Annotated in this window: 14 protein-coding genes; 7 read left to right on the forward strand and 7 right to left on the reverse strand. The window is 71.6% G+C overall.

Annotation, left to right across the window (positions count from 1 at the left end):
- Positions 1–53: 53 nt before the first annotated feature.
- Genes ACTVZO_RS44795 through ACTVZO_RS44805 form a run of 3 tightly spaced genes read right to left on the reverse strand, consistent with a single transcriptional unit; the run spans position 54 to position 4,470 of the window.
- A complete protein-coding gene (locus ACTVZO_RS44795; protein WP_443304368.1) occupies positions 54–251 on the reverse strand; it encodes a hypothetical protein in 198 nt (65 codons plus the stop codon).
- Positions 248–2,563 carry an amino acid adenylation domain-containing protein gene (locus ACTVZO_RS44800; protein ID WP_443304369.1) on the reverse strand — a complete coding sequence of 772 codons (2,316 nt, stop codon included), beginning with the start codon at positions 2,561–2,563 and terminating at the stop codon, positions 248–250. The genes ACTVZO_RS44795 and ACTVZO_RS44800 overlap by 4 nt, the downstream gene beginning before the upstream one ends.
- On the reverse strand, positions 2,563–4,470 hold the full coding sequence (locus tag ACTVZO_RS44805; RefSeq protein ID WP_443304370.1) for a B12-binding domain-containing radical SAM protein: 1,908 nt from the start codon (positions 4,468–4,470) through the stop codon (positions 2,563–2,565). Before ACTVZO_RS44805 ends, ACTVZO_RS44800 begins: the two co-directional genes overlap by 1 nt.
- Positions 4,471–4,767: 297 nt before the next feature.
- Here ACTVZO_RS44805 and gntD point away from each other — a divergent pair, with 297 nt between their 5' ends.
- Together gntD and ACTVZO_RS44815 are read left to right on the forward strand one after the other, a co-directional pair.
- The gene (gene gntD / locus ACTVZO_RS44810) at positions 4,768–5,859 is read left to right on the forward strand and encodes a guanitoxin biosynthesis L-enduracididine beta-hydroxylase GntD (RefSeq protein ID WP_443304371.1); all 1,092 of its coding nucleotides are present in this window, start codon (positions 4,768–4,770) and stop codon (positions 5,857–5,859) included.
- A gap of 63 nt (positions 5,860–5,922) precedes the next feature.
- A complete protein-coding gene (locus ACTVZO_RS44815; RefSeq protein ID WP_443304372.1) occupies positions 5,923–7,194 on the forward strand; it encodes an MFS transporter in 1,272 nt (423 codons plus the stop codon).
- Positions 7,195–7,293: 99 nt separating this feature from the next.
- On the opposite strand, the gene ACTVZO_RS44820 is transcribed toward ACTVZO_RS44815, so the two are convergent.
- Positions 7,294–7,872 (reverse strand): HD domain-containing protein, encoded by a 579-nt coding sequence (locus ACTVZO_RS44820; protein WP_443304373.1) that lies wholly within the window; start codon positions 7,870–7,872, stop codon positions 7,294–7,296.
- Positions 7,873–7,886: 14 nt separating this feature from the next.
- Positions 7,887–9,029, reverse strand: coding sequence for a transcriptional regulator (locus ACTVZO_RS44825; protein WP_443304374.1), 1,143 nt, complete (start codon positions 9,027–9,029; stop codon positions 7,887–7,889).
- 181 nt (positions 9,030–9,210) lie between these two features.
- Between ACTVZO_RS44825 and ACTVZO_RS44830 the strand changes: the two genes are divergently transcribed.
- Positions 9,211–9,372 (forward strand): hypothetical protein, encoded by a 162-nt coding sequence (locus ACTVZO_RS44830; protein WP_443304375.1) that lies wholly within the window; start codon positions 9,211–9,213, stop codon positions 9,370–9,372.
- Positions 9,365–9,571: a hypothetical protein gene (locus ACTVZO_RS44835; protein WP_443304376.1), complete on the forward strand. Its 207-nt coding sequence runs from the start codon at positions 9,365–9,367 to the stop codon at positions 9,569–9,571. The genes ACTVZO_RS44830 and ACTVZO_RS44835 overlap by 8 nt, the downstream gene beginning before the upstream one ends.
- A gap of 192 nt (positions 9,572–9,763) precedes the next feature.
- Here the strand turns inward: ACTVZO_RS44835 and ACTVZO_RS44840 are convergent, their stop codons facing one another.
- Positions 9,764–11,419 carry an MDR family MFS transporter gene (locus ACTVZO_RS44840; protein ID WP_443304377.1) on the reverse strand — a complete coding sequence of 552 codons (1,656 nt, stop codon included), beginning with the start codon at positions 11,417–11,419 and terminating at the stop codon, positions 9,764–9,766.
- Positions 11,420–11,537: 118 nt separating this feature from the next.
- Between ACTVZO_RS44840 and ACTVZO_RS44845 the strand changes: the two genes are divergently transcribed.
- Complete coding sequence (locus ACTVZO_RS44845; RefSeq protein WP_443304378.1) at positions 11,538–12,131, forward strand: TetR/AcrR family transcriptional regulator; 594 nt, start codon at positions 11,538–11,540, stop codon at positions 12,129–12,131.
- A gap of 819 nt (positions 12,132–12,950) precedes the next feature.
- Here ACTVZO_RS44845 and ACTVZO_RS44850 read toward each other — a convergent pair.
- Positions 12,951–13,466, reverse strand: coding sequence for a MarR family winged helix-turn-helix transcriptional regulator (locus ACTVZO_RS44850; RefSeq protein ID WP_443304379.1), 516 nt, complete (start codon positions 13,464–13,466; stop codon positions 12,951–12,953).
- Between the two features lie 195 nt (positions 13,467–13,661).
- On the opposite strand from ACTVZO_RS44850, the gene ACTVZO_RS44855 reads away from it, so the two are divergent.
- Positions 13,662–14,036: a cupin domain-containing protein gene (locus ACTVZO_RS44855; protein WP_443304380.1), complete on the forward strand. Its 375-nt coding sequence runs from the start codon at positions 13,662–13,664 to the stop codon at positions 14,034–14,036.
- Positions 14,037–14,125: 89 nt separating this feature from the next.
- Entirely contained in the window at positions 14,126–15,766 is a 1,641-nt protein-coding gene (locus tag ACTVZO_RS44860) for an MFS transporter (RefSeq protein WP_443304381.1), read from the forward strand.
- Positions 15,767–16,038: the final 272 nt, after the last annotated feature.

Genomic DNA, 16,038 nt, shown 5'->3' on the forward strand with positions numbered 1-16,038 from the left:
GTGTTCTGGTGGAGCTCCGGATCCCGCCTGGTGCGGGGTCCGGCGTCTGTGGGTCACGGAGCGGGTCGTCCCGCTTCCGTGAGGCGGAGGAGGGCGGCCGCGGCGTCACCGTGTGCGCGCAGCCGTTCCAGGTCGAGCCCGGCGCCGAGCCGGGCCGCCGCTCCTCGCGCGAGTTCCACGGCGGCCTCCACGAGGTGGCCGCCGATGCTGACGGGATAGAGCGTGGTCCCGAGCGTCTGGCTGGTGATCACCGGATCTCCTCCTCCAGGGCGCGGGCGGCGTCCGCCGCGACGGTGCGCAGGGCCTGGGCGGCCCGCGTGGCGTCCGGGTCGGCCTCCAGCTGCTCGGCGAGCGCGGCGAGTCCGAGGACGGACCGGCGGCGCGGGCCGGGCGGGAGCCGGTCCAGCTCGGCCGTGATCCAGCGCGCCTGCTCGTCGGCGAGCAGCACCTGCTCGTCCTCGACGGTGAGCTGGAGCGCGGCGCGTCCCACCAGGGGCGGGGCGCCGCCGTTGACGGCCTCCAGCACCGGGGCGAGTTCCGCCCCGCACTGCATGACCGCGGCCGCGGCCTGTGCGCCGCCGGGTACCTGCTGGAGGCGGACGCTCAGGTTGAGGAGGAGCACCACGGCGGCGCGCAGCCGCACGGGGTCCGCGATGCGGCACAGCTCCTCGTACAGCCGGGAGACCCCGGCGGGCACCATCGAGACGGCCGCGTCCTCGCCCTCGCCGGTGACCTCGACCCAGCCCGGTACGGGCGCGGGCCGCTCGGGCACGGCGGTGGCGGTGTCCAGGGCGTCCGCGAGTGCGGCGAGCTCCCGGGCGGCGTCGGCGAGTTCCGCCTGGGCCAAAGTCCGTGCGAACTCCCGTACCGGTGCGCCCGCGGTGGGCGCGGCGGGCGGCGCGGCGGCCGGGGGCGGCGCGGGTGGCGCGGTCGCCGCGGATGGCGCGGCGGCCGTGGCTCCGGTGGTCACCGGCTCTCCTCCCTCTCGGTACCGGCCCGGGGTGGCCAGGGCGTGGTGGTCGACCTTGTCGTTGACCGTGCGCGGCAGCCGGTCGTGGAACTCGACGCGGGCCGGCACCATGGCCGCGGGCAGCCGGCCGGCGAGCTCGCCGCGCAGGGCGCCGGCGCGGCGCGCCGGGTCGCCGGGCGGTTCGGCGAGCACCACGTGGGCCACCAGGCGACTGCGGTCCCCCTCACCGGCGACGGTGACGGCGGCGGCCGTGACCCCGGCGCAGTCGGCGAGCGCGGCCTCGACCTCGCCCGGCTCGACGCGTACCCCGGAGATCTTCAACTGCCGGTCCCGGCGCCCGTGGTAGACGAGCACGCCGTCGGCGGACTCGGTGACGAGGTCCCCGGTACGGAAGGCGCGGCGGCCGTCGGGCAGCGTGGGGAAGGCGCGGCCGGTCGCCGCCCCGTCCCCCTCGTAGCCGTCGGCCAGGCAGGGCCCGGTGACGAACAGTTCACCGGCGCCGCCGGGCGGCACGGGCCGCAGCTCCCCGTCCAGGACCAGGCACGAGCGTCCGGGCAGCGGCCGGCCGATGGGCAGGATCTCCCCGGGCGGCAGGGCCCCGTCCTCGCGCGGCACCTCGTACAGCGTGGAGGTGACCACGCCCTCGGTGGGTCCGTAGGCGTTGAGCAGCCGGACCGCGCCCATCGGCGAGCCGAGCCAGCGGCGGGCGGCGGCCGTGGTGGCGGCCTCCCCGCCGATCAGCACGGTGCTCAGCGAGGACGGCGGGCGCAGGTCGCCGCGTACGGCGGCCTCGGCGCCCAGCAGGGTCCAGTAGGCGGTGGGCAGCTGCCACATGGTGATGCCGTGGGCGGCGGTGACGTCGAGCAGCTCGGGCAGCGACCACAGGCCGCCGCCGCGCAGCACGATCCGTCCGCCGGACAGCAGGGTCGGCCAGATCTCCTCGAGCGCGACGTCGAAGCCGGGCGAGGCGAACTGGAGCGTGACGCTGCCGGGGGTGAGTCCGTAGGCCTCGGCTGCCACCTCGCAGTGCCGGGCGAAGGGGCCGTGCGCGACCCGTACGCCCTTGGGCACTCCGGTGGAGCCGGAGGTGAAGAGCAGGTAGGCGGGATCCTGTGCGGCCACCGGTACGGGGAAGCCGGGCGGCTGCCCCGCGTCTCCGGGCGGCTGCCCCGCGTCGCCGCGCGGCGGTCCGGAGCCGACCAGGACGGCCTGCTCCCCCAGTTCCGCGAGCCAGTACGAGGCCCGCTCCGGGCTGGCGACCAGGGCGATCCCGGCGCCGGCCACGCGCATGGCGGTGCGTATCCGGGCCGGCGGCTGCGCGTCGTCGAGCGGTGCGCACACCAGTCCCGCGCCGGCGGTGGCCAGCAGGGCGACGACCAGTTCGGGCACGCTCGCGGCGACCAGCGCGACCGTGTCGCCGGGGCGGGCGCCGCGCCGGTGCAGCTCGGCGGCCAGGTCCCGGGCGGCGCCGGCCAGGGCGCCGTAGGTGAGGCTGTGTCCCGGGGATCCGGGGGTCCGGGGGAGTTCGACCGCGGTACGGTCCCCTTCACGGGCCGCGCGGTCCAGAACGCGGGCTGCCAGGCTCGTGTCCATCAGCGCATCCTCCCGGCCGGAGGTTCGAAGCTGGTGACGTGCACGCCGGGGTGGAGCCCTTCGGCGGGCGAGCGGAAGTAGCGGGTCCAGTCGTGTGAGAAGAGCTCGACGCGGTGGGTGTCGGACTCGGCGACGGTGAACACCGAGGCGCGCTGGTAGCGCAGCAGCTCCTCGAGGCGTTCGTCGATCTTCACGCCGGCGTGTCCGAGCTGGTCGCGCAGTTCTCCGTAGAACCGGTCCAGCTCGTTCTGCACGTACGCCCAGCACCATTCGTAGATGAGCCAGGACTCCTTGTCCGGCACCCAGCGGGCGAGGCGCTCCATCATGTCCGGCTGGGAGGCCACCTTGCCCTCGTTGGGGACGGTGGGCGAATCGATGTACTCCCAGAGCAGTGCGCGGGCCCGGTCGACGGCCTCGCCGAGGACGGTGGAGGTGTCGGCGAGCGCGGCGTCGGCCAGCGAGCGGTAGAAGTCCTCGTAGCCGAGGATTCCCTCGGTGTGCAGGTAGGTGGCGAGCTGCCGGGTGATGCCGCGGTTGTGCAGGGCCTGCAGGACGGCGCCGAACAGGTACATGCGCACCCAGTCCGCGCGGCTCATCGTGGAGTGCCCGACGACGACCTCGACCTCCTCCACGTCGTCCGGGAGGTAGGTGCGGGTGATGGTGTCCAGCTCGTACTTCTCGCGGTGGGCGGCGCTGCCCATCTCGGCGTTGGGCAGCAGGACGCACTCGTAGATCATGATGTCGTCGTGGATGCCCATCTCGAGCATCCGGCACAGACCGCGGGCGAAGGTCTCGGGGGTCTCGTTCGGCAGGCCGACGATGACCTCGGTGTAGGCCTCGACGCCGCGCTCGCGGAAGGCGGCGGCGAGCTTCTCGTAGTTCTTGGCCGGCATGTTGGAGCGTTTGACCTGCTCCAGCACGTCCTGGGTGCCGCTCTGCATCGCGAGGATGGTGCCGTTCGACATGCCGTTGAGCGCGAACATCGAACTGATCTGGACGATCCGGTCGTTGGCGTTCTTGGCGTAGCTCGTGACGAACTTGCCGGGGAAGCCGCTCTCCTGCTTGTTGCGCACCAGGTGCTCGGCGAGGCCGACGTCACGCGGGAGGATGCCGAAGTTGGCGTCGGCGCAGAGGATCGCCGAGACGTTCTGCTCGGTGAAGTAGTCGATCTCGGCGTGCAGCCGGTCCTCGTCGAACTTGCGGATCTTCGACTGGTTCGCGGAGCCCCAGTCGCAGAAGGTGCAGCTGTAGGGGCAGCCCCGGTTGGTCTCCCACAGCACGGTCGGCTGGTAGCCGGCCGCCCGGGCCGCCTCGAAGGAGGGCTCCATCAGGCCGGTCAGCCAGGGGCTGGGCACGTCGATCTCGCGCGGCAGCTGACCGCCGAGCGGATTGCGGCGGACCTTGCCGTCGCGGTCCCGGTAGCTGAGCGAGGGGACCGAGGCGAAGTCGGGCTCGTCCTGGAGCAGCGCCCGCAGCAGTTCGGAGAAGGGCGCCTCGCCCTCCTTGTGGATCGCGAAGTCGATGTAGGGGTGCTTCGCCAGGAACTCGGTCGCGTTGTCCGGCACGTGCGGGCCGCCGACCACGGTGACCGCGTCGGGGAAGCGCTCCTTCACGGCCCGGCAGGCGGCCATGTTCTTGTTGAAGTTCCACAGGTAGCAGGACATCGCGAAGACCGCCGGGTCCGCCATGAGCGAGACCGGGTCCTTGGCCTGCTCGGGCAGGAAGAACGGCTGCTCGAAGGTGTAGGCCTCGACGAGGTCGGGCTGGGTGTCGGCGTAGGAGCGCAGGGCGCCCCAGACCGCGGGGAGGTAGGCGGAGCGGCTGAAGGCGGATACGTAGATCCTGCGCTTCGCCACGTTCGCCGTGACCGTCGGGACCGTCGTGTCCGTCGTGTCCGTCGTGCTCATGTTTTCCTCACCCCTTCCCGTGCCGTGTTCCCGTGGCGGGTTCCCGTGCCGTGTTCCCGTGGCGGGTTCCCGTGTGGCGGCGGTCCCGGCGAAGGGACCGTTGCGTTCTGGGATGAAGCACAACCCGCCCGGCTACAGCACCACTTGAAGAGCGCAAGAGATCCAGGCCAGAGCGGGTCCCGGTGGCCGGAACATGATGTAGGCGGCCTCGCCCCGCGGTCCGGACCGACCGTTTCGAGTGCGATTCGAGTGCGCCCTGAGAGGCTGCGGCAACCTCGCGTCTCCTGAGGAGCCACCATGCACACCATCGCACCGCCTGCCGCGGCGTCCGCCGCGGTGTCACCGCCGGGACCGGGCGTCCCGCGCATCGAACTCCTGCCCGACGAAAGCCACCGGGTGGCCGCGCTCGCGCACGAGTACGCGCGGGACTCGGCGGGCCTCGACGCCCGCCGCTCCCTCCAGCTCGCCGCCCTGATGTCCCACGACCTGCCGCGCTCGCTGCGCCGGGTGATGACCGACTTCCGCCTGGCCGGGACCCCGCACGCGGGATTCCTGCTCAGCGGGCTGCTCATCGACGAGAACGCGCTGGGGGCCACCCCCACGCGCTACCAGGAACGCCCCGACCGCCCCGAACTGCGTCACGCCGACGCCGTGCTGCGGCTGATCGGCTCCCTGCTCGGCGAGCCCTTCTCCTTCAGCAGCCAGCAGCGCGGACGGCTGATCCTCGACCTCTACCCGGTTCCCGGGCACGAGTTCGACCAGCTCGGCTCCGGCTCCACGGCCACACTGGACTGGCACACCGAGGACGCCTTCCACCCGCACCGCGCGGACTGGATGATGCTGATGGGCCTGCGCAACCACGACGCCGTCGCCACGACCTTCGCGGCCATGCAGGACATCGAGCTCTCCGAGGAGCACCGCGCGGTCCTGTTCGAGAAGCGCTTCGCGATCCTGCCGGACCAGTCGCACACCAAGAGCTTCAACCAGGCCACCGGCGCCGCCGACGCCACCGAGGCGACCGAGGGCGAGCAGTTCCGCCGTATCGACACCATGGCGAACCGGCCCGAGCCGATCGCCCTGCTGGACGGCGACCCCGCCGCCCCGTGGCTGCGCGTCGACCCGCCGTTCATGCACAGCAACCCGCTCGACCCGCAGGCCGCCGAGGCGCAGAAGGCGCTGCTGGCCGCGATCGAGGCGAAGCTGACCGACGTGACGATCGGCAACGGCGACCTCTTCGTCATCGACAACAAGCGCGCGGTGCACGGGCGCCGGCCGTTCGCGGCCCGCTACGACGGCACCGACCGCTGGCTCAAGCGCATCAACCTCACCGCCGACCTGCGGCGCAGCGCCGGATCCCGGCGCGGCGACCACGGCCGGGCCGTGGTCTGACCCGGTCCGCGGTCTGACCCGGTCCGCGGGCGGACACCCTCACCCCTTGAAAGGATCAAGGCCTTGGCCGCAGAACCCAATCTGATCCGACGCCACCGGCTGTTCCGCCAGTTCTGGCTGGCACGCTCGGTCTCGCTGATCGGCGACGGTGCGGCCATGGTGGCCCTCGTCCTGCTGGTCAGCCGCGGCGAGCACGCCGGCACCGCCGTCTCGCTGATCCTCCTGGCCGAGTCCGTGCCGCGGTTCTTCGGACCGCTCGCCGGTGCGCTCGCGGACCGGATGGGCGTGCGGCGCCTGCTGATCGTCGCCGAGCTGGTACAGGCCGCGGTCTTCGGCATCATCGTGCTGGCCTGCCCGGGCCTGGCCGTACTGGTGCCGCTGGTCGCGGTGGCCGCCTCCGCGTCCACCGTGTTCTCCGCGGCCGGCCGTACGGTGGTCCCCCGCCTGGTCGACGAGGCGGACCTGATGCCCGCCAACGCGTGGATGGGCACCGCCTTCAACCTCCAGGCCGCGCTCGGCCCGATCCTCGGCGGCCTGTTCACCGCCTGGGGCAGCGCGTACGGGGCGCTCGCGATCAACGCGGGCACCTTCCTCGTTTCGGCCCTGCTGCTGACGCGCATCCCGGCGCTGGAGCCGCTGCGCACCGGCGAACGCCGGACCCTGCTGGGCGACACCGCCGAGGGGCTGAAGTTCGTACGCCACCACCGGGTGTCCCGCGCCATCGTGCTGCTGCTCCTGCTCGGCCTGTTCTTCGGCTCCCTGGACAACCTGGCGCTGGTCTTCCTCGCCGAGCACTCGCTGAACACCGGCGAGACCGGGTACGGCGTACTGTCCGCGTCCTTCGGCGTCGCCATGGTCGCCGCCTCGCTGTGGCTGGTCCGCGCGGCCGAGAGCCGCTCCCCGGTGTGGGTGCTGCTCGCGGGCTGGTTCTTCACGGGCCTCGGCCTGCTGCTGACGGCCGCCGCTCCGGTGCTGTTCGCGGCGATCGCCATGCAGCTGATCGCGGGCCTCGGCAACGGCGTGGCCAACGTCGGCGAGGAGACCCTGCTGCAGAAGGCCGTGCCCGCCGAGGTACTGGGCCGGGTCGGCGGCACGCTGTCCTCGGCCGCCTTCTTCGGCAGCACGGCCGGCTACCTGGCCGGCAGCCTGATGAACCCCGACGGCAACCCCCGGCTGGTCTTCGTGATCGCGGGCGGCGGCATCTTCCTGGCCCTCGCCCTGTGCGGCCCGGCCCTCCTGTCGGCCCGCTCCGCCCTCGCGGGCCCGCCCGCCGACCCCAAGCCGGAGCCGGCCCAGCCCCCGCTCTCCTCGGCCCAGCCGAACGCCACGCCCTGACCCCTCGGCCTCCTCCGCCACCCCGGCGGAACCCATCCGGTCACGCACCCGCGCCCCCTCCCGCCTCCGGGCGAGAGGGGGCGCTTGCCGTGCTCCTGGTCAGCCTTTCTCGCCGATGGCTGCCCGCAGCCAGTCGAGTGGACCTTGGCCGAGGAGCTCGTCGGCGAGCCGCCGGCCGGTCTCCGTGGTGAGCCGCGCCCGGCTGTTGTCGATCCACCTCTGCGCGGCCTGGTACCCCTGGGCTTTGTATTCGATGCCCTGGAGCATGCACTCCAGCTTGTCCGCGTCACGCGCGCACACGGCCTCCGGTGAGTCCTTCGCCTCGTACTCCGCGACCAGGTCCTGAATGGTCGCTGCGAGGAGCTCGGGCATTCCGGCCGTCTGGTCGGCCGTCACCGCCTCCGGGTCCGCACTGGTCGCGTACTTCTTCCCGAGGTGGTTGACGTCCCCGGTGCGTGTCTCCTGGGTGTCGTGCCAGACGGCCAGGAAGGCCGCCCGTGCGGGGTCGGCGCCTTCCAGCTTGGCGATGACGGAGGCGATGATCGAGGTACGCCACGAGTGCTCGGCGATGCTCTCGGGGTCGTTGACGCCCGCCATCCACCAGCCCGTCCGACGGGTGTGTTTGAGCGTGCCCGCCTCGTAGAGGAAGCGGGCCACCGCGGACAGGTCGTCAGCCACTGTGTCTCTCCTTCTCACACCTCGGCGAGGCGGATCGCGTACCGGATGCCCTCCAGCTCTCGGCGCGCACGCGTCGAAGCCGTGGTGCCATCCAACAGCACGGGCAGCTGGGCCCGCAGGGCGTGCCCGGCGTCCGACCCGGTGCGGAGCAGCCCCGGACGCGCGGCGAGCAGCGCCCACAGGGTATGGACATTGAGGTCGAAGAAGCCGTGGTGCGGAACGATCCCTCGCACGAGGTGGTGAAGCAGCCGGTCGCCGTTCCAGGTCAGCGGGCCGGGTGTGGCGATGAAATCGTCGGACAGTTCAGGGTTCGCTGATTCGCCGATCCAGTAGGCCCAGTAGTTCAAGTTCGCCATCTCGCCGGCCTCGTCGTCGTCCAAGGTCGTCGCGATGAAGTGCCGCATTCTTTCCCTGTCGCCCTGTCGCCCTGTCGCCCTGTCGCCCTGGCGCGCGGCCACGGCTGCCACGAAGCGGGAGGTGAGCCACCTGGTCAGCCAGCCGGACGGCCGCTCGGCCTTGCGCTGCTGGGTGATCCAGTCGGAGGTGTCCGGAGAAGCGTCGTAACCGGCGAGATAGAGGGCTTGTCGGCGCAGGAGGAACTGCCGGTCCGTATCAGCCTCTTCGGCCATGCGGCGCACGTGGCCGAAGAACCTGCGGCGCTCTTCCCACGTCAGCTCGGGCCGGCATGCAACGGGGCCGCGGCGAGGCCGTGCCGGGATCTGCAGGGCGCGCATCGGCTCTGGAGTGACACCGGTCAGGGGCCAGACAAGCACCTCGACCAGGTCGCGTTGCATCACCCATGCACCGAGCGGGCTGTCTGCGGGGTCTCCGCCGTCTTCAAGGGCGTGAGCCAGCAGAACATCCGCTTCCAGTCCTCTTTCAAGGGTGTGGAGCAGGGCGGGGCGGGCTCCCATGCGCAGCAGGCGATGCCGGTGCACCAGCATCTGGCCGACCGCGAGCGCGGTCAGGGGGCGGCGGCCGGTTGCCCATCCGGCGACCGTGTCTGCCGAAACGGCGAGGGCCTCCGCGAGGGTCTCCTGCGTATGGCCGAGCTGCTCGCGAATGACGCGGAGAACGTAGCCGGAGACCCAGCCGGCGCGGACTCGTCGGGGGTTTCCCTGACCGGTGGTCAGGGCGGAAGTCGAGGTGGTGCCCATGACGCTCCCTCTGCCGAGGCGGCCGCCAGGAAACCCGTACCGGCGGTCACTTCGGGCGGATCAGCCTGAAATCTACGCTCATGGCTGTAGTCTCCAAGGCCACTCAGCGTAGCGACTGCACAGCCGCTGAGTAGCACGGGAGAACCGATCAACGCCCGCTGATGACGGTAGGGAGCATCCTGTGACGAGCCCGACCCCTCGTGACGTACTGAGCCTCGACACCCCGGAGGGCCAGTGCGCCTGTATCGCCGCGATGAGCGAGCCCAGCGCCGAGCTCCTCGATCGCGCCCTGGTCGGCTTCGAGCGGTTCGCGGCGACCGCGCAGGGCGAGTCCGATGCGTGAGCGCTACGCGTACGTGCCGCACCGGCTGCTGCGTACGCGCGTCCGGGACGTCGCCTCGGGCGTGGAGGGCGAGCTCATGGCCGTCGTCAACGAGAACGTGTCGGCGACCGGCATCGAGCACTGGGTGGAACTCGCGTACATCCGTGTCCCGTCCGGCCGCGAAATCACGACGGCCGCAGCCAACATCGAGTCCGCGTGACGCGCTGCGCGGGCAGGGCGGACAGCGCGGACAGCGCGGACAGCGCGGACAGCGCGGACAGCGCGGACAGCGCGGACAGCGGAACGGCAACAGCCCGGCCCCGGAGGACGGGTTCGTCCTTCGGGGCCGGGCTGCGGGGGGCTGGGGAGCCGGGGGCCGGGGATGGCCGGGGATGGCCGGGGGCCGGGTTGGTCAGTGGGCGGTGGATTCCTGCAGGGCGGGGGTCGCCTTGTCGGTGTCGGGCTTGTCGCTGTCGGTGGGGGTGGGGTTGGTGCCGCGGAGGGGGACTTCCTTGATGAAGACGGCGGCGATGAAGCCGAGGACGGCGATGGCGGCGCAGACGAGGAAGGCCCAGTGGGTGCCGATGGCCACGGCGTGGCGGTAGGCCTCGCGGACGGTGTCGGGGAGGGTGGCCAGGCTCGCGGCGTCGAGCTGGGCGGAGTTGAGGGCTCCGGCCTGCGGGCCGAGACGGTCGGTCATCGCGCTGGTGACCTGGGTGGTGAACAGGGTGCCCATCAGGGCGACTCCGAACGCGCCGCCCAGGGTGCGGCCCAGGGCGGTGGTCGAGGAGGCCACGCCCATGTCCTTCAGCTCGACGCTGTTCTGGGCGACCAGCATCGTGATCTGCATCAGGAAACCGATGCCGGCGCCGAGGACCGCCATGTAGAGGGCGGACAGCGGGCGGGGGGTGTGGGTGTCCATGGTGGCCAGCAGGCCCAGCCCGGTCACCACCAGGGCGCCGCCGGTGACGAGGAACACCTTGTAGCGGCCGGTATTGCTGGTGATCTTCCCGGTGATCATCGAGACGGTCAGCATCGAGGCGAGCAGCGGCAGCAGGAGCAGGCCGGAGTTGGTGGCGGAGGCGCCCTGGACGGTCTGGAGGAACAGGGGGAGGTAGAAGACGCCGCCGACGGTGACGAACCCGACGAGGAAACCGATCAGGGCGATGAGGCTGAAGTTGCGGTTGCGGAAGACGTGCAGCGGCAGGATCGGCTCGGCGGCCCGGGTCTCGGCGTAGAGGAACGCCGCGCTCGACAGGACGCCGAGGGCGATCAGGGTGACGATCTGGACCGAGCCCCAGGCGTACTCGGTGCCGCCCCAGGTCGTGACCAGCACCGTCGAGGTGATCGCGGTGGTCAGCAGCGCCGCACCCGGGTAATCGACCCTGGGGCGCGGGCCGCCGGCGGTCTTGGGCAGGTGCAGGACCAGCGAGACCATCACCAGGGCCAGCAGGCCCAGCGGCAGGTTGATGTAGAAGGCCCAGCGCCAGCCCAGGAAGTCGGTGATCGCACCGCCGATCAGCGGGCCGCCGATCATCGACAGCGCGGAGACCGCCGCCATCAGACCCTGGTACTTGCCGACCTCACGCGGCGGGATCAGACTCCCGATGATCGACATCGCGCCGACCAGCAGACCCCCGCCGCCCAGGCCCTGGACCGCACGGAACGCGATCAGCTGCCCCATGTCCTGCGCCGCGCCGCACAACGCCGACCCGATCAGGAAGATGACCACCGAGGTCAGGAAGACACCCTTGCGGCCGTACATGTCACCGGCCTTGCCCCACAACGGAGTCGAGGCCACCGTCGCCAGCGTGTAGATCGTCACCACCCACGACAGGTGCTCCAGCCCGCCCAGCTCACCCACGATCGTCGGGATCGCCGTACTGGTGATCATCGTGTCCAGCGAAGCCAGCAACATCGCGATCATGACCGCCACCAGGACGACCCCCACACTCCGCGGCTTCGCATCCCCCGAAGTCCCGGCCGTCTTAGCTGCCTGCGCTGCCTGCGCTGCCTTCGCTGCCTTCGCTGTCTTTGCTGTCTTTGCTGTCTTCGCCGTGTCCACCATGTGCCCTCCCCAGGCCCTGAATCCCAAGCGCACTTACTTGCCGCCCGGCTAGTTCTCTTTTAAGGTAGACCCGTAACTAGCCGGGCGTCAAGTAAGTAACTGGAGCGGGGAGAGCCGAATGGCCAACAGCACTGCACAGAGACGTCGCGGTCGCGGGGACACGCGTCAGCGGATCCAGGACGTGGCGCTGGAGCTGTTCGTGGAGCAGGGGTACGAGAAGACCTCGCTGCGCGAGATCGCGGAGCGGCTGGAGGTCACGAAGGCGGCGCTGTACTACCACTTCAAGACCAAGGAAGACATCATCGTCAGCGTCTTCGCGGACCTGACCCGGCCCATCGACGAACTGATCGCCTGGGCGCAGGAACAGCCGCCGACCCTGACGACCAAGCGGGAAATCCTGCGCCGCTACAGCGAATCGATGGGCGCCGGCGCGCAGTTGTTCCGTTTCATGCAGGAGAACCAGGCCACCATGCGCGACCTGAGCATCGGCGAAACCATGAAGAACTGGATGTTCGAACTGGTGGAGCTGCTGCGCACGAAGGACGGGCCGCTGACCGACCAAGTCCGGTGCGTGAGCGCGCTGTTCACCCTGCACGCCGGGCTGATGTACCTCCAGCACGTGGAGGGCGACCCGGAGGAGACCCGCCTCGCGGCCCTGGAGAGCGCGACGGACCTCATCACTCAGGCCCACGCCCGGGCGACGGCGGCGTAGCGGGGCGGGTGGGGCGGTGGCGTGGTGGGGCGGTGGGGCGGTGGGGTGTTCGGGCGGTGGGGTGTTCGGGCGGTGGGGCGGTGGGGCGGTGGGGTGTTCGGGCGGTGGGGCGGTGGGGGGCGGTGGGGTGTTCGGGTGCTGGGCCGGTGGGGGGTGATGTACAGACGTGACCTGCGAGAAGAAGCCTTCGGGGCCTCGGGTGCGCGGTCAGCCGCCGGTTCGGGGGTGGTGTCAGGTACCAGATCGCCTTGGAACCGTGGCTCCCGTGGGAGTCATACAGGCAGCGCCGGGTCGGCGGGGCCGACGGGACGCGGACGGCTGGGCGCCGGCACCCCGCCCCTCACCGCCCACAGGCGCAGGCGCAGAGGCGAGCGCAGGTGCGGGTCGCCCCTGCGGGCTCCGCGCCGCGTGGAGACGAAGGCGCAAGCCTCCCGCCGCGCACAGGCCCAGGCTCAGGCCGCCCGGCTCCCGCCGCCTGCAGGCGCAGGCTCAGGCCGCCCGGCTCCCCGCCGCGCGCAAGCTCAGGCTCAGGCCGCCCGGCTTCCCGCCGTCTGCAGGCGCAGGCTCAGACCTCCCGGCTCCCGCCGTCTGCAGGCGCAGGCTCAGACCTCCCGGCTCCCGCCGCCTGCAGGCGCAGGCTCAGACCTCCCGGCTCCCGCCGCCTGCTGGCCCAGGCTCAGACCTCCCGGCTCCCGCCGCCTGCTGGCCCAGGCTCAGACCTCCTGGCTCCCGCCGCCTGCAGGGCGCAGGCTCAGGCCCCCCGGCTTCCCGCCGCGCGCGAGTGCAGGCTCAGCCCCCGCCGCGCGCGAGCGCGCCCGTTCACCACAGTGGGCGCAGCGGCGGCAGGGCGCCGTTCGACATGGCGCGGATGAGGGCGGCCAGTTCCGCGCGGGGGACCCGGCGGTTCTGGGAGCCCAGGCGTTCGTCCAGTTCGGACTCCATGTCGAACATGAGGCGGCCGGCGACCGCGAGGTGCTCCAGGGCCCGCTCCGTCAGGACGACGAGTTTGCGCCTGCCGCCCGCCGGATGGGGGCGTCGCTCCACGTAGCCGCGGGCGGCGAGGTCGTCGACGATCTGGCCGGCCGCCTGCTTCGTGACGCCGAGCTGCTCCGCAAGCTCGCTGCTCGTGGCGCCTTCGCCGTAGAGGGCCTGGAAGACCAGGCCGTGGACGGGCCTCAGGTCGTCGTACCCCGCCGCGTCGAGCCGGGATACGAATTCGGACAGGACGAGCTGGAAGGACATGCCGAGCAGATAGGTCAGCTCGGCCCTGGCCAGCGGGTCTTCCACCTGGCGTGCTTTCGCTCCGGTGCTTCCGGTCTCTGCTGTGGACTCCATCTGGACATGCTGCCACACCTTGGAAAGACGCTTTACTCCCACGACGCCTCCCGTCCTCCAGCAGGACTCGAGCGGTTCTCCGTTACCCACGGGAACAGTCTCGGCGCGGTCCTCATTTGCCGTTTGACACCCACGACTAAAGCAGCTTTACTCGTGGAGCAAGCGAAGTAAAGCTTCTTTACACAGGAGGTCGCAATGAACGTGGTCAGCGAGAGCGAGCAGCGGACTACCCGTACCCCTTCGGGTGCGATGTTCGGCCTCGCAGCCCCCAGCCAGGGCAGCACGGAGATCAGCACCTGGCGCGTGGAGCTCGGCGCGGACTCGGCGACCCCGGTCCACATCATCGACCGCGAGCAGGTCTGGATGCCTCTGACGGGCGCCTTCAAGGTGACCATCGACGGCGAGGACGGGGAGGTCAAGGCCGGCGAGGCCGTGGCGATCCCCGGTGGCTCCGTACGTCAGCTCACCGCGGTCGGTGACACCCAGGCGCTCGTCGCCATGGCCGTCGGCGGCCAGGCCAGCATGCCGGGCAACGAGGACAAGAAGATTCCGCTCCCCTGGGCCGAGTAGCCGGGCGAGCTGAACCGCGGTCCGTGCCGCCCTCGCGGCACGGACCGCGGCAGCGGCCATCAGAGGAACAACTCAACGAAGGACGGGCAATGAATCCCGAAGTCAGCAGCGGGCGCCGCCGGGCGATCCTGGCTCTGCTCGCATCGACGGTGCTGGTCGTGGTCATGGACCTCACGATCATCAACGTCGCGCTCAACCCCATCCAGCAGAGCCTTGACGCGACCAACGGCGAGCTCCAGTGGGCACTGGACTCGTACCTGATCACCTTCGCGGCGTTCCTCTTCACCGGTGGCGTGTGCGCCGACCGGTTCGGCCGCAAGAAGACCCTGATCACCGGCCTGGTCCTGTTCGGTGTCAGCTCGGTGCTCGGCGCCTTCGCGACCGACATCGTCCAGCTCATCATCTGGCGCGCCGTCATGGGCGTGGGCGCGGCCGTGGTGCCCACGGTCACCCTCGCCATCCTCATGAACGTCTTCCCGCCGGCCGAGCGTCCCAAGGCCATCGCGGGCTGGGCCGCGGCCGCCGGTGTGGCCATGGCGGTCGGTCCGGTACTCGGCGGCGTGCTGCTCGAGGCGTTCTGGTGGGGCTCGATCTTCCTCATCAACGCCCCGCTCATCGCCATCGCCGTCGCGCTGATGATCGTGCTGGTCCCCGAGTCGAAGAACCCGGTCCGCACCGCGTTCGACCCGCTCGGCGTGCTGCTGTCGATCGTCTCCGTCGGCCTGCTGGTCTACGGCATCGTCCTCGCCGGCGAGGACGGCTGGACGAGCACCGGAGCACTCGGCGCCATCGCGGGCGGCCTGGTCCTGCTCGTCGGACTGGTCCTCTTCGAGAAGCGGATCGCCGCCCCCTCGCTCGACGTCAGCCTCCTGAAGAACGCCCGCTTCTCGGCCGGCACCGGCGCCATCGCCCTGTGCTTCTTCGCGCTGATCAGCTCGATCTTCATCTCGCAGTTCTACTTCCAGGCGGTCCTCGGCTTCTCGCCGCTGGAAGCCGGTCTGCTGGTCCTGCCCATGGGCATCGCCTCCATGGTCGTCTCCGCCCGCTGCCCCAAGCTCGTCATGAAGTTCGGCCCCCGCGCCGTCGTCGCAGCGGGCTCCGCGGCCATCGCCCTGTCCGCCCTGGGCGCGGCCTTCTTCGACGCCGGTACGCCGACCTGGCTGCTGGTCGTCGCACAGCTGATCCTCGGTGTCGGCTGGGGCTCGATCATGGCTCCCGCCACCGCCTCGCTGATGTCCGTCGTGCCTCCGGTCAAGGCGGGCGCGGGCCAGGCGGTCTCGCAGACCGCCCGTCAGGTGGCCGGCGCCCTCGGCATCGCGATCATCGGAAGCCTGCTCAGCTCGGGCTACCGCTCCTCGATCGGTGACGCGGTGAACGTCCTGCCGGAGGCCCTGCGCGAGGAGGCCGCCGGATCCATCGGCGGCACCGTACGGGCCATCCAGGCCGCCAAGCTCGGCGACCAGGCCCCGGCCCTGCTGGCCAAGGCGTCCGACGCCTACGTCAGCGGTATGCAGTCCACGCTCTTCGTCGTCGCCGGTGTCGCCCTCGTCTCGGTCCTCGTGGCCCTGCGATGGCTCCCCAAGACCCCGCCGGCCCCGCCCGGACCCCCGCCGGGCGCGGCCGCCCCGGGTGCCGCGGCCCCCGGCGCCACGGCGCCGGGTGCCCAGGCACCGGGTACCCCCGCGGCCCCGCCCGCCCCGGCGAAGGACGAGCCGAGCCTCCGTCCCTGACCCGGCGCGCGCCGCGCCGCCCCTCAGTGCCCGCCCGCCCCTCCGGGGTCGGCGGGCACTGTTGTCCCCCTCCCCGACGGCCTCCGCCACTCCCCCGGCGGAATCGCACCGCACCGCCGCACCACCCGGCGGCAGGCGCCTCCCCGGCGCCGAACGCGGTCGCCATCCCCCCACACTTCCCGCCCTAAACGGAACGCAACTTCCTTTATTCCTGGCCCTGTTGACCGCATGCCGGACATGCCAGGACAACCCGTCCCGCCCTCCGCGGGCGG

The organism is Streptomyces sp. IBSNAI002 (genome assembly GCF_052244475.1).
Taxonomy (GTDB): Bacteria; Actinomycetota; Actinomycetes; order Streptomycetales; family Streptomycetaceae; genus Streptomyces.

What these genes read in the sequence shown, in the direction of transcription:
- ACTVZO_RS44855 (WP_443304380.1), top strand. Translation starts at nt 13,662, where the DNA reads ATGAACGTGGTCAGCGAGAGCGAGCAGCGGACTACCCGTACCCCTTCG.
- ACTVZO_RS44845 (WP_443304378.1), top strand. Translation starts at nt 11,538, where the DNA reads ATGGCCAACAGCACTGCACAGAGACGTCGCGGTCGCGGGGACACGCGT.
- gntD (WP_443304371.1), top strand. Translation starts at nt 4,768, where the DNA reads ATGCACACCATCGCACCGCCTGCCGCGGCGTCCGCCGCGGTGTCACCG.
- ACTVZO_RS44860 (WP_443304381.1), top strand. Translation starts at nt 14,126, where the DNA reads ATGAATCCCGAAGTCAGCAGCGGGCGCCGCCGGGCGATCCTGGCTCTG.
- ACTVZO_RS44840 (WP_443304377.1), bottom strand. Translation starts at nt 11,419, where the DNA reads ATGGTGGACACGGCGAAGACAGCAAAGACAGCAAAGACAGCGAAGGCA.
- ACTVZO_RS44825 (WP_443304374.1), bottom strand. Translation starts at nt 9,029, where the DNA reads ATGGGCACCACCTCGACTTCCGCCCTGACCACCGGTCAGGGAAACCCC.
- ACTVZO_RS44805 (WP_443304370.1), bottom strand. Translation starts at nt 4,470, where the DNA reads ATGAGCACGACGGACACGACGGACACGACGGTCCCGACGGTCACGGCG.
- ACTVZO_RS44835 (WP_443304376.1), top strand. Translation starts at nt 9,365, where the DNA reads ATGCGTGAGCGCTACGCGTACGTGCCGCACCGGCTGCTGCGTACGCGC.
- ACTVZO_RS44850 (WP_443304379.1), bottom strand. Translation starts at nt 13,466, where the DNA reads ATGGAGTCCACAGCAGAGACCGGAAGCACCGGAGCGAAAGCACGCCAG.
- ACTVZO_RS44800 (WP_443304369.1), bottom strand. Translation starts at nt 2,563, where the DNA reads ATGGACACGAGCCTGGCAGCCCGCGTTCTGGACCGCGCGGCCCGTGAA.